Origin of the sequence: Streptomyces sp. NPDC002088, from assembly GCF_040296605.1 — a bacterium.
Lineage (GTDB): Bacteria > Actinomycetota > Actinomycetes > Streptomycetales > Streptomycetaceae > Streptomyces.
This window is the reverse complement of record NZ_JBEOXO010000001.1, coordinates 588,488-608,160: the sequence shown is the minus strand read 5'-3', so window position 1 is coordinate 608,160 and position 19,673 is coordinate 588,488. Positions and strand designations below refer to the sequence as shown.

Annotated in this window: 17 protein-coding genes and 1 pseudogene; 7 read left to right on the top strand and 11 right to left on the bottom strand. The window is 71.2% G+C overall.

What is annotated here, in order from left to right; translation table 11 throughout:
- Window positions 1–9 precede the first annotated feature (9 nt).
- Genes ABT114_RS02840 through ABT114_RS02830 form a run of 3 tightly spaced genes read right to left on the bottom strand, consistent with a single transcriptional unit; the run spans window position 10 to window position 1,236 of the window.
- On the bottom strand, window positions 10–540 hold the full coding sequence (locus ABT114_RS02840; protein WP_351137816.1) for an SRPBCC family protein: 531 nt from the start codon (window positions 538–540) through the stop codon (window positions 10–12).
- Window positions 541–546: 6 nt separating this feature from the next.
- Complete coding sequence (locus ABT114_RS02835) at window positions 547–906, bottom strand: ArsR/SmtB family transcription factor (protein WP_351137814.1); 360 nt, start codon at window positions 904–906, stop codon at window positions 547–549.
- Between the two features lie 51 nt (window positions 907–957).
- On the bottom strand, window positions 958–1,236 hold the full coding sequence (locus tag ABT114_RS02830; RefSeq protein ID WP_351137812.1) for a hypothetical protein: 279 nt from the start codon (window positions 1,234–1,236) through the stop codon (window positions 958–960).
- Between the two features lie 296 nt (window positions 1,237–1,532).
- On the opposite strand from ABT114_RS02830, the gene ABT114_RS02825 reads away from it, so the two are divergent.
- The 3 genes from ABT114_RS02825 to ABT114_RS02815 all read left to right on the top strand — a co-directional run bounded on the left by ABT114_RS02825 (window position 1,533) and on the right by ABT114_RS02815 (window position 4,882).
- Window positions 1,533–3,035, top strand: a complete 1,503-nt coding sequence (locus tag ABT114_RS02825) for an MFS transporter (RefSeq protein ID WP_351137810.1) — start codon at window positions 1,533–1,535, stop codon at window positions 3,033–3,035.
- A gap of 103 nt (window positions 3,036–3,138) precedes the next feature.
- Window positions 3,139–4,149 carry a Ppx/GppA family phosphatase gene (locus tag ABT114_RS02820; protein WP_351137808.1) on the top strand — a complete coding sequence of 337 codons (1,011 nt, stop codon included), beginning with the start codon at window positions 3,139–3,141 and terminating at the stop codon, window positions 4,147–4,149.
- Between the two features lie 346 nt (window positions 4,150–4,495).
- A complete protein-coding gene (locus tag ABT114_RS02815) occupies window positions 4,496–4,882 on the top strand; it encodes an STAS domain-containing protein (RefSeq protein ID WP_351137806.1) in 387 nt (128 codons plus the stop codon).
- Window positions 4,883–5,023: 141 nt separating this feature from the next.
- Here ABT114_RS02815 and ABT114_RS02810 read toward each other — a convergent pair whose 3' ends face one another.
- Window positions 5,024–5,458, bottom strand: a complete 435-nt coding sequence (locus tag ABT114_RS02810; protein WP_351137804.1) for a protease inhibitor — start codon at window positions 5,456–5,458, stop codon at window positions 5,024–5,026.
- Window positions 5,459–5,782: 324 nt separating this feature from the next.
- On the opposite strand from ABT114_RS02810, the gene abmR reads away from it, so the two are divergent.
- Both abmR and ABT114_RS02800 read left to right on the top strand, forming a co-directional pair.
- Window positions 5,783–6,334, top strand: coding sequence for an ATP-binding transcription factor AbmR (gene abmR, locus ABT114_RS02805; protein WP_351137802.1), 552 nt, complete (start codon window positions 5,783–5,785; stop codon window positions 6,332–6,334).
- 145 nt (window positions 6,335–6,479) lie between these two features.
- Window positions 6,480–7,649, top strand: a complete 1,170-nt coding sequence (locus ABT114_RS02800; protein ID WP_351138200.1) for a lactate 2-monooxygenase — start codon at window positions 6,480–6,482, stop codon at window positions 7,647–7,649.
- A 35-nt stretch (window positions 7,650–7,684) separates the two neighbouring features.
- Here the strand turns inward: ABT114_RS02800 and ABT114_RS02795 are convergent, their stop codons facing one another.
- The 3 genes from ABT114_RS02795 to ABT114_RS02785 all read right to left on the bottom strand — a co-directional run bounded on the left by ABT114_RS02795 (window position 7,685) and on the right by ABT114_RS02785 (window position 10,369).
- A complete protein-coding gene (locus ABT114_RS02795; RefSeq protein ID WP_351137800.1) occupies window positions 7,685–9,340 on the bottom strand; it encodes an RICIN domain-containing protein in 1,656 nt (551 codons plus the stop codon).
- 401 nt (window positions 9,341–9,741) lie between these two features.
- Complete coding sequence (locus ABT114_RS02790; RefSeq protein ID WP_351137798.1) at window positions 9,742–10,119, bottom strand: toxin Doc; 378 nt, start codon at window positions 10,117–10,119, stop codon at window positions 9,742–9,744.
- A gap of 4 nt (window positions 10,120–10,123) precedes the next feature.
- A complete protein-coding gene (locus ABT114_RS02785; RefSeq protein ID WP_351137795.1) occupies window positions 10,124–10,369 on the bottom strand; it encodes a hypothetical protein in 246 nt (81 codons plus the stop codon).
- Window positions 10,370–10,446: 77 nt separating this feature from the next.
- On the opposite strand from ABT114_RS02785, the pseudogene ABT114_RS02780 reads away from it, so the two are divergent.
- Window positions 10,447–10,789: pseudogene (locus tag ABT114_RS02780) on the top strand (2OG-Fe(II) oxygenase); the annotation flags it as partial.
- Between the two features lie 7 nt (window positions 10,790–10,796).
- Here the strand turns inward: ABT114_RS02780 and ABT114_RS02775 are convergent.
- Both ABT114_RS02775 and ABT114_RS02770 read right to left on the bottom strand, forming a co-directional pair.
- Window positions 10,797–11,408, bottom strand: coding sequence for a hemerythrin domain-containing protein (locus ABT114_RS02775; protein WP_351137793.1), 612 nt, complete (start codon window positions 11,406–11,408; stop codon window positions 10,797–10,799).
- Window positions 11,405–13,027 carry a DHA2 family efflux MFS transporter permease subunit gene (locus tag ABT114_RS02770; protein WP_351137791.1) on the bottom strand — a complete coding sequence of 541 codons (1,623 nt, stop codon included), beginning with the start codon at window positions 13,025–13,027 and terminating at the stop codon, window positions 11,405–11,407. Before ABT114_RS02770 ends, ABT114_RS02775 begins: the two co-directional genes overlap by 4 nt.
- A 168-nt stretch (window positions 13,028–13,195) precedes the next feature.
- Here ABT114_RS02770 and ABT114_RS02765 point away from each other — a divergent pair, with 168 nt between their 5' ends.
- The gene (locus tag ABT114_RS02765) at window positions 13,196–14,146 is read left to right on the top strand and encodes a sigma-70 family RNA polymerase sigma factor (RefSeq protein WP_351137789.1); all 951 of its coding nucleotides are present in this window, start codon (window positions 13,196–13,198) and stop codon (window positions 14,144–14,146) included.
- A 49-nt stretch (window positions 14,147–14,195) separates the two neighbouring features.
- Here the strand turns inward: ABT114_RS02765 and ABT114_RS02760 are convergent, their stop codons facing one another.
- Window positions 14,196–16,439 carry a glycoside hydrolase family 9 protein gene (locus ABT114_RS02760; RefSeq protein ID WP_351137787.1) on the bottom strand — a complete coding sequence of 748 codons (2,244 nt, stop codon included), beginning with the start codon at window positions 16,437–16,439 and terminating at the stop codon, window positions 14,196–14,198.
- A 141-nt stretch (window positions 16,440–16,580) separates the two neighbouring features.
- Window positions 16,581–19,667, bottom strand: a complete 3,087-nt coding sequence (locus ABT114_RS02755) for a glycoside hydrolase family 2 TIM barrel-domain containing protein (RefSeq protein WP_351137785.1) — start codon at window positions 19,665–19,667, stop codon at window positions 16,581–16,583.
- Window positions 19,668–19,673 lie beyond the last annotated feature (6 nt).

Genomic DNA, 19,673 nt, shown 5'->3' with positions numbered 1-19,673 from the left:
GCGGCGGGGTCAGGCGCCGAGGCCCGGAACGGGTGCGCCCGACGGCACCCCGGCCTCGACGTATCCCTCGTAGAACTCCTTCCAGGGCGCGCCGGCCCCGGTGTGCGGCCCGTCGGACCGCTCGCCGCGCGCCTTCGCGTCGAGGGCGATGAGACAGACCTCCCAGCCGGCGCCGTTGCGGGCGGCGGTGTCCGCCGCGCCCAGCACGTTGGTGAGGGTGAAGCGGGTGCGCTTGTCTTCGGCCTCCGCCAGGTCGAAGCGCAGTTCGTCGCCGCCCCACTCGAAGGACAGGTGGCGGGGCGGGTCCACGGCGATGACCCGACCGGTCGACTCGGGCATGTTCGGGTCGCCGCTGAAGGTGATGGTGCCGCCGGGACGCAGCTCGATCTCGGCGCGGGAGGGGAACCACTGGGCGACTTCGTCGGGGTCGGTGACGAACCGCCAGACGCGGTCGATCGGGTGGTCGTAGGTGCGGCTGAAACGGACGGCGGGGCGGCCGTCGTCGAGGGTCACGTACGTGCCGGTGAGGTCGGCGGACATGGTCGATCAGTCCTTCGCGGAGGGTTCCTCGGGGTCATCGGTGTCGTCGATGTCGTCCGGTGTCTCGTCGAGGCGGCGGCCCAGGGCGTCCAGGCTGGTGTTCCACAACCCGCGGTAGGGGGCCAGCCAGGCGTCGAGCTCGGCGATCGGGGCCGGGTCGAGGGCGTAGACACGGCGCTGAGCGTCCTGCCGTACCCGCACCAGACCCGCGTCACGCAGCACCCGCAGGTGCTTGGACGTGCTCGGCTGGCTCAGGCCGCATACCTCCACGATCTCGCCGACGGGCCGCGGCCGCTCGAGGAGCAGCGCGACGATGGCCCGCCGGTGCGGATCGGCGAGGGCGGTCCAGAGCAAGGCATCGGACATGGCCCCAATATGCCTCGGCGGTTATATTCCCGTCAAGGAATACATACGGGGCTAGCGATTCCAGGACTCCGGAACCTCACCACCACCGCTGTGCAGCTGGGTCGCCAGCACCCGCAGGGCCGCCGCGAAGCGCTGCGGGTTGCGCAGGAACTCCATGTGGATGCCGGGGAATTCGGCCCAGGGCACCCCGATCCGGCGGGCGATCTCGACCGAGGGGCGGGCGTAGTACGTACCGCGGTCCTCCGAGCCCGCGCCGAGGACGATCGGGAACGGGGCCGCCTTCAGCGCGGCCTCGTCGGGCCGGAAGGAGGCGAACCCCTGCCAGGCCATCGGTACGTCCCCCCACCACGCGTCGTCTCCGCGAACCGGCGGCCGGCCACGGGGCCGCCACCCTGCGCGTACAGCGCGGCGAGCTCGGAGAAGAAACGGCGTGCGGGGTCACGGTCGGGCAGGACGTTCACGGCGGGCCCGGACTCCCTCCGCAGCGAAACGTTGCCGTTTCGCTGGAACTGGTTTAGGGTCGATGTGTACGAAACCGTTTCGTTCATGACTTGGCGAAGCCCGACTCGGCATATCCGCCGGACCTCGCCAAAGGCTCGGACGACTTTCCCTGGAGTACTTCCCCGATGCCCCAGAAAACCCTGACCGACGGCACCCGTACGGGTGCCGTGGAGGCGCCGCCCGGGGCCTCCACGAAGCGGTGGTGGATCCTCGCGGTCGTCGCCGTCGCACAGCTGATGGTCGTCCTGGACGCGACCATCGTGAACATCGCCCTGCCGTCGGCCCAGGCCGACCTCGGCTTCTCCGACGGCAACCGGCAGTGGATCGTCACCGCATACGCGCTCGCGTTCGCCTCCCTGCTCCTGCTCGGCGGACGCATCGCCGACCTCTTCGGCCGCAAGCCGGCCTTCCTCATCGGCGTCGTCGGCTTCGCCGCCGTGTCCGCGCTCGGCGGTGCCGCGAACGGCTTCGGCATGCTGGTCACCGCACGCGCCCTTCAGGGCGCCTTCGGCGCGCTTCTCGCGCCCGCCGCGCTGTCGCTGCTGAACACGACGTTCACCGACGCCCGTGAGCGCGCCAAGGCGTTCAGCGTGTACGGCGCCATCGCCGGTGCGGGCGGTGCGGTCGGCCTGCTGCTCGGCGGTGTCCTGACCGACGCCTTCGACTGGCGCTGGACGCTCTACGTCAACGTCGCCATCGCCGTCGTCGCCTTCGTGGGCGGCTGGCTGCTGCTCTCCAACCACCGCGACGCCTCGAACTCCAAGCTGGACGTGCCGGGCACGGTGCTGGTCGCCGCCGGTCTGTTCTCCCTGGTGTACGGCTTCTCCAACGCCGAGACGCACGACTGGAGCTCGCCCGCGACCTGGGGCTTCCTGATCGCCGGCGGTGTGCTGCTGGCCGCCTTCGCCTGGTGGCAGACGCGCTCCGCGCACCCGCTGCTGCCGCTGCGCATCCTGCTCGACCGCAACCGCGCGGCCTCGTACCTGGCCGTGCTGATCTCCGGCGCGGGTATGTTCGGCGTGTTCCTCTTCCTCACCTACTACCTGCAGTTGAACCTGGGATTCAGCCCGACGAAGACCGGCGTGGCGTTCTTGCCGATGGTCGCGGCGCTCATGGTGGCGGCGCAGCTCGGCACCACGGCCCTGGTGCCGCGGATCGGCCCGAAGGCCGTCATCCCGCTGGGCTTCGCGATCGCCGCGGTCGGCATGGCCTGGCTGACCGGGATCGGCGTCGGCTCGGACTACACGAGCGCGGTGCTGCCGCAGCTGATCGTGATCGGCCTGGGTCTTGGCCTGGTGATGCCTCCGGCCATGCAGCTGGCGACCGGCGGGGTGGCCGCCGAGGACGCGGGTGTGGCCTCCGCGACGGTCAACGCCATGCAGCAGGTGGGCGGTTCGATCGGTACGGCGCTGCTGAACACCCTCGCCGCGAGTGCCGCGACCGACTACCTGGCCGGGAAGGACCCGAGCAACAAGCTGGTCCAGGCGCAGGCGACGATCGAGAGCTACACCACCGCCTTCTGGTGGTCGGCCGGCTTCTTCGCGGCCGGCACGGTGATCGCGTTCCTGATGTACCGCCGTGGCGTGCCGCAGCAGGACGCCGACGCTCCTCAGGTCATCCACATGTGATCAGCCGCCCGTGACCGAGGGGCCGCCGTCCTCAGGGAGACGGCGGCCCCTCCGGCCGGTGGCGGACGCACATCGGACCGCGTGCCTGGGTAGTCAAACCCCCATGAGAATCAGCGTGGTGGATGTGGGCTCCAACACGGTCCGGCTGGTCGTGGCGGACGCGGAGGGCGGGGTACCGCTGCCGGTGCACACCGCCAAGTGGCGCCTGCGGTTGTCCGAACAGGTGAGACCCGGGGAGCCGATCCCCGGCGACGCCGTCGAACGGCTCGTCGACGCGGTCGCCGAAGCTAGCCGGACCGCGACCCGGTGGGGCGCGGCCGCACCACTGGCCTTCGCGACGGCGGTGGTGCGCAACGCCCCGAACCGACAGGAGGTGTTGCGGGCCGTCCGGACCGGAACGGGCGCCGCGCTGTGCACCCTGCCGGGTGAGGTGGAGGCCGAGCTGACGTTCCTCGGGGCCCGGCGCTGGATGGGCTGGCGGTCGGGGCCGCTGGCACTGCTGGACATCGGCGGCGGTTCGCTCGAAGTGGCCTTCGGGCGCGGCCGGTTACCGGACTTCGTGGCCTCGCTGCCGCTCGGGGCCGGCCGGCTCACCCATGAGTTCTTCGCGGACTGCCAGGATCCGCCCGGCCCGGAGCGGGTGCACGCCCTGCGGCGCAGGGTGCGCCATCAGCTGCGGGACGTGGCTGCGCGTATTCGCTGGGAGGGACCGCGCACCGCGGTGGCCACCTCACGCACCTTCCAGCAGCTGGGCCGGCTGTGCGGGTCCGCGCCCGGACGCAACGGCCCCTTCGTGGAACGGCAGTTGTACCGCTCGGATCTGCGTGCGGCGATCGGCCGGCTGGCCGCGCTGCCCGCCGCGGAGCGCGCCCGCCTCCCCGGCATCTCCGCGCCGCGCGCCGCACAGAGCCTGGCCGGCGCGGTGGTGGGGCACACGGCGATGAAGCTGACGGGACTCACCGCGGTCACCGTCTGTCCCTGGGCGATCCGCGAAGGAGTCCTCCTACGGCACATCGAGGACGGCCCTTCCTGGTGGGCGGAGGTCACCCGCCGCAGCGAGGAGGCCGATCCCCCGGACCTGGTGCCGCTGCGCGTGGCGACGGTGTCGAGCTGACGCACCGGTTCGCTCGGCGCGGCTCTCGCCGGTCCCGCCGTCGGACAACTCGACGGCACGACTCTCGTCGCCTCCCGCCGTCGGACAGTGCGCCCGAGGTTCGCTCTCCGCAGCCGTCGAGGGACATCTGCGCAGCGCGGGACCGCTGCGGGACGCCTCGGCCCGTCGCGGACGCCGCCACGTACGGCGACGACCTCCAGCCGACCCTTCACCCAAGTCAAGAGGTCGAACTGGAAGTTCACCGGTTCGAGTGAACAAGATCGTATGGGCGGCCGGGCAGGGATGGCCGCCACCCCGCCGGGGTAACTACGGAGATCAAATGCCCCCCTGCTGCGGTGGAGCACACATGACTCCGCAAGCCCAAGCCCACGACGGCGACCCGCCCCCGGCACCGAACGCCTGCGCCCGTACTCAGGCGATCGGTTCGTTCACCGTGGTCGAGGTGACGGGAGAGGTGGACATCGCCACCGCGTACCTGGTCGCCGAGCACCTGGACGCCGCGACCTCGCCCCCGGAACCGAACGTGCTGGTCGATCTGCGGCCCGCCGACTTCCTCGACTGCTCGGCGCTGCGCGTGCTGTGCCGGGCCGAGACGCGGGCCAGGGAGCGTGGCGGCAGCCTGCGAGTCGTCTCCGACGATCCGCGCGTGCGCCGGCTGCTGCGCGCCGCGGGCCTGCTGGGCCGTTTTACGCCGCTCCCCGGGCTGCCCGGGGAGCTGAGCGAAGCCAAGTGATTACCAGGGGTCGGCGGGCGGCCCCACTCCGCCCGGCCGACCCCTGGTGCGAGATCGCAGCGGCCCCGCGCCAAGGGCTCGCGCAACTCCCCACCTGCGGGCCTCCCGTACCGCTCACGGGGCCGCACGATCCCGGTCCTTTCAGAACTCGAACACGCTGGTCCCGTAGGAGTTCTTCACGCACTCGTTGGCGAAGGTGCGCTCATAGGAGACGCGCTTGCCCTGCCAGACGCCGTCGACCGTGACGACCACGGGCGCGTACTGCCTGGTGCACTGCACGTCGTCTCTGCTCGACAGGGCGTCGAGGTCCCCGCCGGCACCGCGTAGTTCGGCACAGGCCAGGGCGGCGGCCGGATGGGTGCCGGACGCCGTCGGGGCGCAGGTCAGGGTGACCGCCCGCGCCGGGGTCGCGGCGGCGGCGCTCTCGCCGTGGCCGACGGTGAGCACCAGGGCGGACGGGGCGTAGAGCGAGGTCGGGGTGGCGTCCTGGGCGGCGACGGAGGCCCCGGTGAGGGGTCCGCAGACGGCGGCGGCCGCAAGGCCGAGGGTGGCTGCCAGGCGCGCGGTGGTCCGCATTGTGTGCATCCTTCCGCTGGATTCGAGGTGGTGCCGACCGCGCCCCGATGGGTGCCGCGGCGGCGAGCGTGAGTCTGCCGAGTCCACCGCCGGAACACACATCCGACCCACAGGTTTCAGTAACCTTGCGTATTGAATCAGTGGCGTGAAGTCACGGAATTCGAACGTGCCAACCGCTCAACCGGGCGGTTCCTGATCCGTCGAACCGGTCAGATGGCCTGATTCCAGGTGCCCGTTAATCGTCCTGAAACATTCCGCTTCCGCTCTCGGCTGACTCCTCCGCGGCCCCTTGTGTTCACGTTCGAGCGGAGTAATCGTCATTACATGATTACGACAGAGCAACAAGAGAAGCTGCGCGGCTGGTTCGCCGGCCGTCTGCCCGACGACCTCTTCGAGGAGCTGACCGAGGTGACGGTCGACCGCGAGGAGATCACCGTGATCGGCCGCATCCCCACACCACGGCTGGCCGAGGACGCCCCGGCGGCCGAGCGGGAAGCGGCCGTGCGCAGCCGCATCCAGGAGTTCCGGGAGCGCACCCGCGAGGCCCGGATGGCGGTGGCGCGCGAGGCCGAGCACCGCTTCGGCCGCAAGGTCTCCTGGGGTGTCCGGTGCGGTGCGGAGCGCGCCCTGTTCACGCACGTCGCCGCGCCCGTCATGACCCGGCTGCGCCAGCCGGAGCGCCAGGTCCTCGACACCCTGATCGCCGGCGGGGTCGCCCGTAGCCGCAGCGACGCCCTCGCCTGGTGCGTGCGGCTGGTCCAGCGCCACACCGACGACTGGCTCGCCGAACTGCGGGACTCCCTCGAGCACGTCCAGCGGGTGCGGGCGCAGGGACCGGACACCGAGCCCGAAGACAACCAGGCCGAGGAGAAGTGAGCGCGAACCTGCCCGGATCCTCAACGAGTCGGCGGCCGGGTCCTGAGTCGTGGAGCGGGCCGGCCCCCGGCGGGCGGACCCGCGCCTACCCGCCAGTATCGTCGGCGTGCAGCGCGTGCTCGACGACGAGAGACGGGACGTACGCATGGCCAAGCACTGGGCGGACTTCCAGTACGAGATCTATCTGAACGGGATGACGGGTGCGGTCCCCCGGCTGCCCACCGATCTGACCCGGCTGGAGGAGCTCACCGAGCAGCGGCTCGGCCCCGGCCCGGTCGGCTATGTCGCCGGCAGCGCGGGCGACGGCAGTACGGCCCGGGCCAACCGGGCGGCCCTGGAGCGCCGCAGAATCGTGCCGCGCATGCTGCGGGACGTGCACGAGCGCGATCTGTCGGTGGAGGTGCTGGGCCGCCCGCTGCCCGCCCCGCTGGCGCTGGCACCGGTCGGCGTGCTGTCGATCATGCATCCGGACGCCGAGTCCGCCGCCGCCCGGGCCGCCGCCGCACAGGGCGTGCCGTACATACTGTCCTCGGCGTCGAGCACGCCCATGGAACAGGTCGCGGAGGCGATGGGGGACGCCGAGCGCTGGTTCCAGCTGTACTGGGCCAAGGACCGGGAGGTGACCCGGAGTTTCCTGAACCGGGCGAAGGCGGCCGGGTACACGGCCCTGGTGGTCACGCTGGACACCCCGCTGCTGGCCTGGCGGCCGCGCGACCTCGACCAGGCGTACCTGCCGTTCCTGTACGGCGTGGGCACCGCCAACTACTTCTCCGACCCGGCCTTCCGGGCGGGTCTGGCCAAGCCGGTGCACGAGGACCCGAACGCGGCGGTGATGCACTTCGTCGGCATGTTCGCGGACCCGGGCAAGACCTGGCCGGACCTGGCCTTCCTGCGGGAGAACTGGGACGGCCCGATCGTGCTGAAGGGCGTCCTGCACCCGGACGACGCCCGGCTCGCGGCCGACGCCGGCATGGACGGTGTGGTGGTGTCGAACCACGGCGGCCGGCAGGTGGCCGGTTCGGTGGCCGCGGCCGATGCGCTGCCGCGGGTGGCGGAGGCGGTCGGCGACCGCCTCACGGTCCTGTTCGACAGCGGCGTCCGTACCGGCGACGACGTGTTCAAGGCGCTCGCGCTCGGCGCCCGGGCGGTGCTCCTCGGCCGGCCGTACGTCTACGGTCTCGGCCTCGACGGCCAGTCCGGCGTCGAGCACGTGATCCGCTGTCTCCTCGCCGAACTCGACCTCACCCTCGCCCTGTCCGGCCACTCGCGCCCCGCCACCGTCGGTGCCGCGGACCTCGTCGAGGGCACCGCGTGACCGTGACCGGCTGCGGGGCGCGGTGAGCCGGCTCCTTACGCCGTCCGGTCCGACAGCTCGACCGGTTGCGCGGACGGGGCGTCGCTCCCGGTGATCGACAATGAACCGGGACTGGCCGACGCCTCGTCGGTCAGCCAGCGCTGACCTGTGGAGTCGTCGCGGACCTTGACGACGATGTCGGCGCCCGGGTCCTCGCCGGCGCCGGCGAGGGCGAGGGTCTGGTCCCAGCGGGGCAGCAACTCGCCCTGGACGGTGAGGTCGTAGCGCACGTCGTCGCCCCGCGCGTCCTTCTCGGCGGCGCAGGTGCCGAGGATGACGACACCGGCGTCCGCATGCGAGTCCAGGCACAGCGCGGGGTCGGCCACGCTGCGCAGCAGCCCGTCGTTCTCGTACGACCACTGCTGGGTCCAGGCGGAGGAGCACACCGCGAGTTCGACGGCCGCTCCCGCCTGGGCCTGACCGCCGATGTCGAGGCACAGGTCGGCGGCCGCGTTGCGCAGTCTGGTCTGCCGCGGTGCGGTGGGCAGTTGGGCGGTTCCCGGCGGTGCGGTGGAGACGGCCGGCGGGGACTGGGAGCCGGCGCCGGGGGCCGTGACGCGGCCGCCGGTGACACTGGTGGAGGCGGCCGGGTCGACGCCGCCGTCGTCGCCCGGCCAGAGGCCGACGACGAGCAGGGTCGTCAGCACCCCGGCCGAGGCGAGGCCGACGCCGGTGCGCAGCGCCCGCGGCGAACGGGTCTCGTCCGACGACCGGCGGGCCGGCAGGGGGATGCGGGCCAGGATGCGGTGGCGGACCGCGCGGCGGGAGCCTCCGCCGCCGCGCCGGGCGGAGCCACGGGTACGGGCGCCGGGCTGGGCGGAGCGGCCCGGGCGCGAGTCGAGGTAGCGGCGGGCGCCCCAGCCGAGCACCGATTCGGCGAGCAGGACACCCAGTCCGCTCTCGAAAAGGCCGAGTTGTTCGGCTGCGGAGCGACAGTAGCGGCAGTCGGACAGATGCCGCTGGACATCCGGCAGCAGAGCGCCGCCGCGGCGCATCGGAACGTCGAGGAGCCGGTTGTAGAAGCGGCATTCGTCGGTCGGCGCGAGTTCCCGATGAGCGCGGACGCAGCCCTCGCGGAATTTGTCCCGTGCCTGTTCCAGCACGGCCGAAGCGGAGTCGATGTCCATGCCCAGCAGGCCTGCGGGCACGGTTATGGGCTCTGCCTCGACCTCGGTGTGCCAGAGCACGCACTGGGCGACAGGGGGAAGGGACTGGAACGACCGCTGGGCCAGTTCGCGGTTTTCGGCAGTCATGGACTTGGCGGCGCGCATACCGCGCCCCCCGGCGGGTTTCTGCAACTCCGGGAGAACTCCGGTTATTCGCTCCGCGGCGGCCCAGTGCCGGACGGTGTCCCGTACGGTCACCAGCAGCCGGGGGCGCAGCGCGGCGGCCGGCTCGCCCAGAGTGAGGCGGTCGAAGACCTGGTGGAACGCGGCCCCGGTGACCATGGCGGCGATGTGCGCCGAGGAGGCCAGGCAGATGGCCGCGTAGGCGTGCACCGGCTGCCAGTGCCGGGCGATGAGCAGCGCGGTCGACTGGGCGACCTCGACGTCCGGGCCGCCCCTCATCCGGAGGGCGAGGGACTCGTCGGACTCTCCGGGTTCCCCGCCGGGCGGGGGATAGGGCGGTCGAGGGGGGTGGGGGGTGGGCACTGAGCGGATTCCTTCCCACGCGCGCGTGAGCACACAGAAGTTCTGGTCGCCGAAAGGGCGCAGGGTTGACGCGTACCTTTCAGGCGGGCGCGGGGGAAGGCGAATTCGCCGGGCGCGCACCGGCTCCGGTTCACCGAAGGGCGATGAAGCCCGGCCATTACCCCCCGCACGGGTGGTTCAGCCTTGCACAACTCACTCGTGCACAACAAGCTGCGAGAGCAACATCCGCGTCTTTGAAAATAAGTCAGATACGGGGCCAACTCGCGCCCCTTGCGTGTGCTTTCGGGAATCCCTGCGCCCCGTGTGAAACACATGCACGCTCCGGTGCACCGTCCTGCGCGGGGCCGTTGAGAAAGGCCGCCGGCCCCGGGGCGGGCGGCCCTTCCGTTCGCCGGCGCGGTTCAGATCTGCCAGGAGCGCAGCCGGTCGGCCGCGCCGTAGATGTCCGTCTTGCCGTTCATCAGGTCACGGGCGAGGTCGACGAGGGCGCCGTAGGGCGGGTCGACACCGACACCGCTGACGAACATGTATGCCACGGCGGTCGCACAGGCGAAGCGGGCATTGGCCGCGGGCAGGGGCTTGAGCAGCGCGAGGGTGTGCAGCAGGGCGGCAGCCCGCCAGGCCGGGTCGGAGTCCACGCCGAGGCGCGGCGGATCGACGCGATGGCGGGCGACGGCGGCCACCAACGCCGAGAAGTCGTTGATCGTCGGCTGCTCCGGCAGGACTTCCTCATGGCGCTGCAGCAGCCAGGGCACGTCGATGTGGATGACTGGGGGCATCGGTTCAGGCGGCCCGTCCTTCGCCCTTGGCGGGCGGTTCGTCGTCGGGGAACGCTGCTGCGAATTCGTCGGCATGGGCGGAGAAGAAGCGGCGGAAGGCCTCCGCGCCCTCCTGCAGCGCCCGGTGCCGGGCTATGTCGGCCGCGGCCGCCTCGCGTACGAGGGCTTTCATCGACGTACCGCGCTCCTTGGCGATCTGCCGCAGGTCCTCGAGCTCGCGGTCGCTGAACTCCACGTTGAGAGCTGGCATGCCCCTCACGGTACCGCGCGGGTACTTACTCGTAAATATCAGCAGGTCACGGGCATATTTCTGCGGTACCTGAAGACTCGGCGCAGATTCTGCTGCGCTACGGCGTGGGCGACTGGAACGCCCTGCACCGAGACGTGTTCGGCGAGCTGGTCTTCCCGCTCCAGGTGGTCGTCGGACTCGACGCGTACGGTGCCGACTGCGCGGGCGGCGAGTTCCTGACGGTCGAGCAACGGCCACGGGCTCAGTCCCGGGGTGTCGCGACCCTGCTCCGGCAGGGCCACGGCCTGGTGTTCACGACCCGCGACCGGCCGGTGCGCACGCGGCGCGGCTGGTCGACCGGAGCGATGCGGCACGGGGGTCAGCACCGTACGCTCCGGCCGACGGCACGCGCTGGGTCTGGTCTTCCACGACGCATCGTGAACGTCACCTAGCTCCGCGCCCACAGCCCCCTGCGCCGGTAACTCCCCTGCCAGAAAACCCGGTTGAGGACACGGACCGGCGGCGGCATGGAGTCCAGGAACCTGGCCCGGTCGGCGGGCGAGGTGCCGTCCACGATCCAGGGCACGAACAGCGCGGCCCCGCGCAGTCCCTGGGTCTCGCGGATGCGCCCGGTGAAGGCGGCCCAGTCCGCGGCGGTCAGGACGTCCTGGATCAGGGGCAGGGCGCTGTCCTCCTCGTGCTTGAGGTGATCGGCGAGGGTGGCCGCCAACGCCCGCACCAAGTCGGGAAGTTCGGTCGCCCGATCGGCCAGTGCGGTGTCGACGGCGGCCAGCAGCGGGTCGATCCGCGCGTGCTCGGCCTCCATGTCGTCGAGCAGGGCGAGGGAGCGCGGGTGGCCGGCGACGCGCTCACGCACCCTCGGCCACAGGTCGCTGTCCTCGACGGTGTGGTGGATGTGCAGCTGGCGCTTGAAGTTCTCCCACCCGGCGCGGACCGGGGCGCTGCCGGCCCGGCCGTCGGCGACTGCTTCGGCGAGGCGCTCCAGGTCGCGCCGGAAGGCGTCGTGGGAGGCGTACATGGCGGTGAAGTCGATGGTCATCGTGCGGCTTCCTTCAGTTCGGGTTCGGAGGGTTCGGTCACGGGCAGGGCGTGCGGGTTGGCGGACGGGCCGCGGTGACGTCGTACGGCGAGGCAGGCCAGCGCTCCCGCCAGCAGGACAGCGGCGGAGACGTACACGGCGGGTCCCATCGCGTCGACGAAGCCGTGGCCGAAGACCTGGTCGCCCAGGGCGTTCATACGTTCGGCGACGTCATGCGGCACCCCGTCGGGGACGCCGCTCTGCTGCCGGGCGTCGACGTCGGCCTCGGCCCGGGAGAAGGCACCGACGAACGCGTCGCGGTACGCGGCCGGCAGGCTCCCCGCGCTCTCGCGGGCACGGTCGGTCAGCGCCGACGACAGCCGGCCCTGGAGCACGGCACCGACGACGGCGCCGGCGAGCACCGAGCCGACCTGCCGGAGGGCGTTGGTAACGCCCGACGCGGCTCCGGACAGCCGGGGCGGGACGTTGCGCATGACCTCGGTGGCCATCGGCGCGAAGGTGCAGCCGGCGCCGAGGCCGGTGAGGAACAGCGGCGCGGCGAGGTGCGTCCAGGGCGTGCCCACGTCGGCCTCGGCCACCGTCCAGGTCAGTCCGCCCGCCCAGGCGAGCAGCCCGCCCATCAGGATGTACTTGCCGCCGATCCGGTCGGCGAGCGCCCCGGCCGGCCCCGCCATCACGAACGACCCGAGCGCCACCGGCAGCAGCACCAGGCCGGACTTGAGCGCGCTGAAACCCAGCACGGACTGCAGGTAGATCGTCAGCGGCAGGAACATCCCCACGACCCCGAACGACACCGTCACGCCCACGAAGTTGATGAAGGTGAAGTTGCGGTCCCGGAAGAGCGAGAACGGAACGAGGGGCTCCTCGTTCTGCCGGCCGCGCTCGTGCAGCAGGAAGCCCGCGAAGAGGACGGCGGCCAGGACGAGCAGGCCCCAGATCCAGCGGTTCCAGTGGTACCGCTGTCCCTCCGTGAGCCCGAAGGCCAGGCAGAACAGGGCACTTGAGGCAAGCAGCACGCCTACGGTGCCGAACCGGTGTCGTACCGGGCGCCGGGTGCCCGGGATGATCGTGGCCGTCAGCAGCAGGACGATCGCACCGAGCGGCAGATTGACGAAGAAGATCCACCGCCAGGAGAGGTGGGTGATCAGGGCGCCGCCGAGGATCGGCCCGAGCGCGCCGGAGACGCCGGCGACCGCGCCCCAGACGCCCATCGCCACGCCGCGCCGGTCGGCCGGGAACACCTCGGCGATGATCGACAGGGTCTGCGGCATGAGCAGTGCCGCGCCCACGCCCTGCACCGCCCGGAAGGCGATCAGCTGCGCCGGGTCCTGGGCGAGACCGCAGGCGAGGCTCGCGAGGGTGAACACGGCGACGCCGGCGGCGAACAGGTTCCGCTTGCCGCGCAGGTCACCGAGACGGCCGCCGGTGATGAGCAGGACGGCCAGGACGAGGGTGTAGGCGTTGACGACCCACAGAATCTGGTCGAGGGACGCGTTCAGGTCCTGCCCCAGGTCGGGGATCGCGATGTTCACGATCGTCAGGTCGAGGAGCGTCATGAAGAACCCGAGAGAGAGCGTGACGAGGATCGCCCACGGGTTGCCGTGCCATTTCTTGAACACGATGTCGGTCTCCTTGTGTCTGGACTCGCGTTCAAGAGGCGGGGCCGGAGGGCGGGTGTGACGCGCCGGGATTTCACTGAGACGTACGTCACATTTCGCCCGTTCGACGTCACATTCGGGCCCCTTTGGCCCTCCCAGTACTGAGCGCGTGACCGGGGAGGCCCACATATGACGGAACGTCCTGTCAGCCCTGACACCGACGACCAGCTGCACCAGGCGACCGAGGACTTCCTCGGCCATCGGGAGCTGCTGTTCGGCGTGGTCTACAACATGCTCGGCAGCGTCGCCGACACCGAGGACGTCCTGCAGGAGACCTGGCTGTCGTGGACGTCCCGCGGCGCCGGCAACCGGCTCGCTCCGGTGACCAATGCGCGCGGCTACCTCGTCCGTATCGCCGTCAACCACGCGCTGAAGCGACAGGCGGCGATCAGCCGTCGCCGGGAGACCTACGTCGGCCCGTGGCTGCCCGAGCCACTGGTCGCCGAAACCGGCGGCGACACCGAGGACCCGGCCCTGCGCGAGGAGTCCGTCTCGCTGGCGTTGCTGGTGGTCCTTCAGTCGCTGACGCCACTGGAGCGCGCCGTGTTCGTGCTGGGCGAGGTCTTCGGGTACGCCCACACCGAGATCGCGGAGATCATCGAGCGCACCCCGGCGGCCGTACGGCAGCTCGCGCACCGCGCGCGGGGTCATGTGCACGCCCGGCGACCGCTGTACGAGGCGCATCCACGGGTGCGGCGGGAGGCGACGGAGCGGTTCGTGCGGGCCGCGCTGGGCGGGGACATCGGCGCGCTGATGGAGATCCTCGCGCCGGACGTCACGGTGTGGACGGACGGCGGCGGCAACCGCAAGCCGGCCGGGCTGCTTCCGGTGCACGGCCGCGACAAGGCGGTCCGCCTCATCACCGCGTACGCGGCCCGGCGCGGGCCGCGGAACCTCGACCTGCGCTACCGCCGGGTCAACGGTGACGACGCGGCGGTGCTGTTCCAGGGCGACGCCCCGTACGCGGTGATGGTCATGGACCTCACACCCGAGGGCGACCAGGTGTCCGGCGTCTACATCGTGACCAACCCCGAGAAGCTCACGCACGTCCACAAGGACGAGGCCGAGGACGAGGCATGAGTGCAGCGGTGGGGTCCGACAGTGCCGGACCCCACCGGAGCGTACCGGCCTATCCCTGGTCCGCCACGAAGGACGTCATCCGGGTCAGTGCCGCGTTCCAGTTGATCGCGGTCTCGTTCGTCGACCAGGACTGGATGTCGTCGATGTAGCAGAACTGGCCGACACAGCCGAGGAGTTTGCTCTGTGCGTAGGGGTCCTGGATGCTCGAGTTGGGACCCCCGGCGAGCGTGCCGTTCGGCGGGTTCGGCAGGCTCGGGTCGAGTTCGTGGGCGTACCAGCGGCTGTGCTGGTTGTGGGAGCTGACCTCGCCGTAGCCGGTGACGTAGGACAGGTTCAGGGCGTTGCGGCCGAGGACGTAGTCCATGCTCTGGACGGCGCCGTCCCGGTACTTGGTGGCGCCGGTGAGGTCGTACGCGGTCGAGATGACCACGGCGTTGTTGAGGACCTGGTGGCTGGAGCCCCAGTCGTAGACGTTGTCGTCGGGGGCGTAGGGCATGCCGTACGGCTGTGACTCCAGCGTGGTCAGGTAGCGGTCGGCGCCCTTGACGACGGACTGACGCACCTTGTCGCGGCCGGGGAGTCCGCTCGGGACGGTCGCGAGGTCGAGGCGGCCCGCCGCCGCTGTCCTGCCCCAGTCGAAGCCGAGGCTGCCGAAGATGTCGGCGGTGTGGACCGGGGAGTTCAGGACGTACGTCTGGAACTGCTTCTCCCCCGTGGTGAGATACAGCTCGGCGGCCGCCCAGTAGAACTCGTCGGTCGCGTCGGTGTCGGCGTAGGCCCCGCCGCCGATGCCGTCGTTCGGGTCCGCGTAGACCTCGGGGTGGGCCAGCGCCGCCGTCCAGGCCTTGCGGGCCGCCGTGAGGGCCTTCGCCGCGAACGCCCGATCGTAGGGGCGGTACAGGCGGGCCGCCTGTGCGGCCGTCGCCGCCAGGTTCAGGGTCGCCTGGGTGGACGGCGGATGCAGCTCGCGCTTCTGCGGGTCGTCGCTCGGCAGCAGCGGCAGGCCCGTCCACTGCTCGTCGTGGATCTTGTGGTGGGCCATGCCGGCCAACGGCTGTCCGTCCGGCACCTGCATGCTCAGCAGGAACTCCAGCTCCCAGCGGGCCTCGTCGAGGATGTCCGGCACCTTGTTGCCGCTCTCGGGGATGGCGAGCGTGCCGTCGCCGAGCTTCGCGGGCTGTCCGGTGCGGGCCAGCAGGGAGCGCTCGTAGGTGCTCAGCAGCTCCCAGGTGGCGATGCCGCCGTTGACGACGTACTTGCCGTGGTCGCCCGCGTCGTACCAGCCGCCGGTGACGTCGAGCGTGTAGTCGCACACGCCCGGCTGGCAGGGGACGTTCGCGTCGCCCCGGTTGGGGGCGGTGTTCAGATGGCCGGCCTGCCTGCCGTAGCCCGGCCGGAGCTCGTCGCTGATCGCGATACCGCTGCGCTGCGTGTAGTAGTACTTCACGGCGTCCAGCCGCAGCTGCTCGTAGGCGGCGGTGCCGATGTCGAAGGGACGGCTCGTCTCCCCGTCGGCGACCAGCGTGAAGCCGCTGCCCGGCTTGCGGTAGGAGCCGAAGTCGATGGAGTGGACGTTCTGCCCGGAGGAGACGTCGGTGCCGCGCGGCACGGTCCAGCCGTGGGCGACCGTCGCGCCTTGGGCGTTCTTCAGCTGCCAGGGCAGTTTCGCGGTGGCGTCGGTGACCAGGGTGGCGTTCTTCGGCCCGGTGGGCAGATAGGCGACCTGGTTGACGCGGACACGCGGTCCGGTGTCGGGCTGGTACACCTCCGGCGGTACGCCGCCCAGGAGCGACACGTCGTCCAGGCAGAACCGCCAGGCGTCCGCGCCGCCGCCGACCTGGAAGGCGACCTGGGCCTGGGCGGTGTCGACGGGGGACGTGAACGTGTAGCTGTACGAGTTCCCCGACACGCTCAGTTGCGGGCTCACCTCGTACCAGGTGTCGTACGGCGACACCTGCAAGCCCACTATCGCCCGGGCGACATGTCCCTCGGGCGTGCCGGACGCGGTGAAGGAGAAGCGGTACGACTCCCCCTTCACCAGGGTGATGTCGTTCTGGCCGACGGCTGCGTCCCAGGGGTTGGCGGTACCGCCCGGCACGTCGGCACACAGCCGGCCGTCGGAGAGGGCGGGGGTGACGTTGGCGGACGTCCACCAGGGGTCGGTGGTGGTGTCGAAGGTGCCGTTCCTGACCTGCTCGACTTCGTCGGCCCCGGCCTGCTGGACGGGCAGCGCGGTGAGCGCCGCGCCCAGCAGGCCGGCCAGGGACAGCAGGACGGTTCTGCGTCGTTTCACGCCGGGGCTCCTCGGGGAGGTGCGGGTGGCGCCCCGGTGGGAGCGCTCCCAGATGCGGACGCACGCCATGTTTGTTGGAGCCATGTCACCTAGTCAACGGTCCGGACGGGACTGGTTTCCCGTCCGGACCGTCGAGCCCGGCTACGACTCCAACTTGCTGATCCGCACCGCGCCTTGGGCCTCACCCGGGTGAGCGCTCGTCAGCGCGAGCCGGAGCCGGGAGCCGCTCACCGCGTCGAAGGTGATCGCCGTCGGGGTGTCCGAGGCGGTGGCCCACTCGACGGACGCGCCCGTGACCGGCGCATACCCACGGCCGTCCCAGACCGCGACCTCGACCGACGCGGGCAGCGTGTGCGTGGCGTCCACGGTGAAGGACACCTCCACCCGGTCGAAGCTCCTGGTCCGCCCCCAGTCCACCGACACCCAGTCCTGCGGCCGCGCGCCACTGAAGGCCGACAGCAGGGCCGTCGCCGACTTGGCGAAGGCGTTGGACCAGCCGGTGGCCGGGTCGCCGTCCAGCATGGCGGCGGGAAGGGTGTCGGGGCGGCCGGAGTAACTGGCGTCCGGGTAGGGGTAGTTCAGGGGTGCCGGATAGTCGGGCTGGAATTCCGCCGCCGGGGTGGTCGCCGCCGACCGGGCGTCCGTGATCCGCACGGTCGCGATGTCCGGGCTCAGGCCCTCCGCGCGCGCCGTCACCTTCAGCGTGCCCGCCTTGGTGCCGGACCGCACGACGGCCAGGGCCTTTCCGTGGAACGCGGTCCGGGTACTGGCCTGGTAGCGCTCCGCGCTCTCCTCACGGCCGTTGTCGAGTCCGGCGAGGGAGCCGCCCTTCACGTCGAAGGTGATCAGGTCCTCGGCGTCGGGCACCAACACACCATGGGCGTCGACGACCTCCGCGGTCACGAAGACCAGCGAACGCCCGTCCGCGGCGAGGGACTTGCGGTCCGGGATGAGCCGTACGGCGTGCGGGGCGCCGGCCGTGCGCAGCACGTCGGTGGCGACCACCTTGCCGCCGCGCCGCGCGACCGCCTTCAACTCGCCCGGCTCGTAGGCCACTTTCCAGGTGAGGTGGAGCTTGCCGGCGCTGCCGTTGGGGCTGGTGTAGCTGCCCGGGTAGGAGCCGTCGGTGAAGGTCTTGTCGTCGCCGGTCGCCTCGGTGGTCTCCAGATAGGTGCGGCCGTCGGTGGTCTTCTTGGTGTCGAACGTCCGCGTGCCGAGGGACTTTCCGTTGAGGAACAACTCGACGGTGTCGACGTTCGCGTAGGCCCACACCTCGACCGTGTCGCCCTGCTCGTGGTTCCAGGTCATCGGCACCAGATGGACCATCGGCTCGTCGACCCACTGGCTCCGGAAGAGGTGGTACATGTCCTTCGGGAAGCCGGCCGTGTCGACCGCGCCGAAGAAGGAGGCCTTCACCGGGAAGACGTTGTAGGGGGTGGGTTCCCCGATGTAGTCGATGCCCGACCACAGGAACTGCCCCGCGAACCACTTCCGGTCCCGGTCCTTCTTGTGCCCGTACTCGCCGCTCATCGTCCAGGAGGCGAGGTTGTTGTCGAAGGAGGAGGTCGCCCGCTTGCCCGGGGTGTAGTTCTCGCCGGTGTTGAGGTGCTCGGGCTCCTGGTAGGTGCCGCGGGTCGAGGTCTCCGAGGACGACTCGGACTCGAAGAGGAACAGGTGCGGGTAGGCCGCGTGCAGGACGTCCACGGACTTGGCGGTGTTGTAGTTCAGGCCGAGGCCGTCCAGCTTGGCGAGCATCAGGTCGGCCGCGGAGCCCTTGGCCGGCGGGTTGCGGTACTTGTCGGAGCCGATGACGAGCGGGCGGGTGTCGTCGGCGGCCTTGATCGCGCCGATGATGCGGTCCGCCATCGCCAGCCCGGCGGTGGAGGTGGAGTCGGGGATCTCGTTGCCGATGGACCACAGCACCACGGCGGGCGAGTTGCGGGCCGCGAGGACCATCTCGGTGGCGTCCTTCTCGCACCACTCGTCGAAGAACCGGCCGTAGTCGTACTTCGTCTTGCCGGTGCGCCAGCAGTCGAACGCCTCCACCATCATCACGATGCCCAGGTCCTCGCAGACCTCGATCATCTGCGGCGAGGGCGGGTTGTGGGACGTGCGGAAGGCGTTGACGCCCATCGACTTCATGATGGTCATCTGCCGGCGTACGGCGTCGATGTTGATCGCGGCGCCCAGCGCGCCCAGGTCGTGGTGCAGGTCGACGCCCTTGATCTTGGCGTGGGCGCCGTTGAGCTGGAAGCCCTCGTCGGGGTCGAAGCGGAAGGTCCGGATGCCGAAGGGGGTGCGGTAGGTGTCGGTTCGCCGGCCGCCGACCCGGAGTTCGGTCTCCAGGGTGTAGCGGTGGGGGGTCTCGAAGTCCCACAACTTCGGTTCGGGGACGGTGAGTTCATGGGTCTCGGCGGTCTCGTCGGTGACGGCGACCGTGGTGGACGTACGGGCGACGGTACGGCCGCCGGGGTCGACGATCCGCGAGACGACCTCGACGTCGGCGGCGGCGCCGGACTCGTTGACCACGGATGTCCGCACCCGTACGACGGCCTGCTCGGCGGTGACCTCCGGCGTGGTGACGTACGTGCCCCAGCGCGCCACGTGCACCGGGTCGGTGACGACCAGGCGGGCCTCGCGGTAGATGCCGCTGCCCGAGTACCAGCGGCTGCTGGGCAACCTGTTCTGGACCTTGACCGCGATGACGTTCTCGGTCGTGCCGTCGGTGTGCACCAGGTCGGTCACGTCGAGGGCGAAACCCGTGTAGCCGTAGGGGTGACGGCCGACCTCGGTGCCGTTGCAGTAGACGTACGAGTCCATGTAGACGCCGTCGAACTCCACCGAGATCCGTTGGCCGGCGAGGGCCGGGGGCAGGGTGAAGGCGAGGCGGTACCAGCCGAGGCCGCCGGGGAAGAAGCCGGTGCCGCTGGTGGTGCCGTTCTCCGTGGTGGGGGTCTGCTCGATGCTCCAGTCGTGCGGGACGGCGACCTCGCGCCACGCCGAGTCGTCGTGGCCGGGGTCGGCCGCGTCGGCGTACGCGCCGGTCGGGTCGGTGATCCCGCCCGGGTTGACCAGCGCGAAGCGCCAGCCGTCGCGCAGGGCGAGCGTGCGGCGGCCGGAGGCCTGTCCGGCGGCCTCGGCGGCCCACGCCGCCGGGGTACCGAGCAGCACTCCGGCGGCCGGCGCGGCCGCGGAGGCGAGCAGTACCGATCTGCGAGTGACCGTCATGGCGAC

Excerpts from the sequence above, each read along its gene's own strand:
- ABT114_RS02765 (WP_351137789.1), top strand. The coding sequence starts at position 13,196 with ATGACGGAACGTCCTGTCAGCCCTGACACCGACGACCAGCTGCACCAG.
- ABT114_RS02810 (WP_351137804.1), bottom strand. The coding sequence starts at position 5,458 with ATGCGGACCACCGCGCGCCTGGCAGCCACCCTCGGCCTTGCGGCCGCC.
- ABT114_RS02820 (WP_351137808.1), top strand. The coding sequence starts at position 3,139 with ATGAGAATCAGCGTGGTGGATGTGGGCTCCAACACGGTCCGGCTGGTC.
- ABT114_RS02790 (WP_351137798.1), bottom strand. The coding sequence starts at position 10,119 with ATGCCCCCAGTCATCCACATCGACGTGCCCTGGCTGCTGCAGCGCCAT.
- ABT114_RS02775 (WP_351137793.1), bottom strand. The coding sequence starts at position 11,408 with ATGACCATCGACTTCACCGCCATGTACGCCTCCCACGACGCCTTCCGG.
- ABT114_RS02815 (WP_351137806.1), top strand. The coding sequence starts at position 4,496 with ATGACTCCGCAAGCCCAAGCCCACGACGGCGACCCGCCCCCGGCACCG.
- ABT114_RS02825 (WP_351137810.1), top strand. The coding sequence starts at position 1,533 with ATGCCCCAGAAAACCCTGACCGACGGCACCCGTACGGGTGCCGTGGAG.
- ABT114_RS02830 (WP_351137812.1), bottom strand. The coding sequence starts at position 1,236 with ATGGCCTGGCAGGGGTTCGCCTCCTTCCGGCCCGACGAGGCCGCGCTG.
- abmR (WP_351137802.1), top strand. The coding sequence starts at position 5,783 with ATGATTACGACAGAGCAACAAGAGAAGCTGCGCGGCTGGTTCGCCGGC.
- ABT114_RS02835 (WP_351137814.1), bottom strand. The coding sequence starts at position 906 with ATGTCCGATGCCTTGCTCTGGACCGCCCTCGCCGATCCGCACCGGCGG.
- ABT114_RS02800 (WP_351138200.1), top strand. The coding sequence starts at position 6,480 with ATGGCCAAGCACTGGGCGGACTTCCAGTACGAGATCTATCTGAACGGG.
- ABT114_RS02840 (WP_351137816.1), bottom strand. The coding sequence starts at position 540 with ATGTCCGCCGACCTCACCGGCACGTACGTGACCCTCGACGACGGCCGC.
- ABT114_RS02785 (WP_351137795.1), bottom strand. The coding sequence starts at position 10,369 with ATGCCAGCTCTCAACGTGGAGTTCAGCGACCGCGAGCTCGAGGACCTG.
- ABT114_RS02755 (WP_351137785.1), bottom strand. The coding sequence starts at position 19,667 with ATGACGGTCACTCGCAGATCGGTACTGCTCGCCTCCGCGGCCGCGCCG.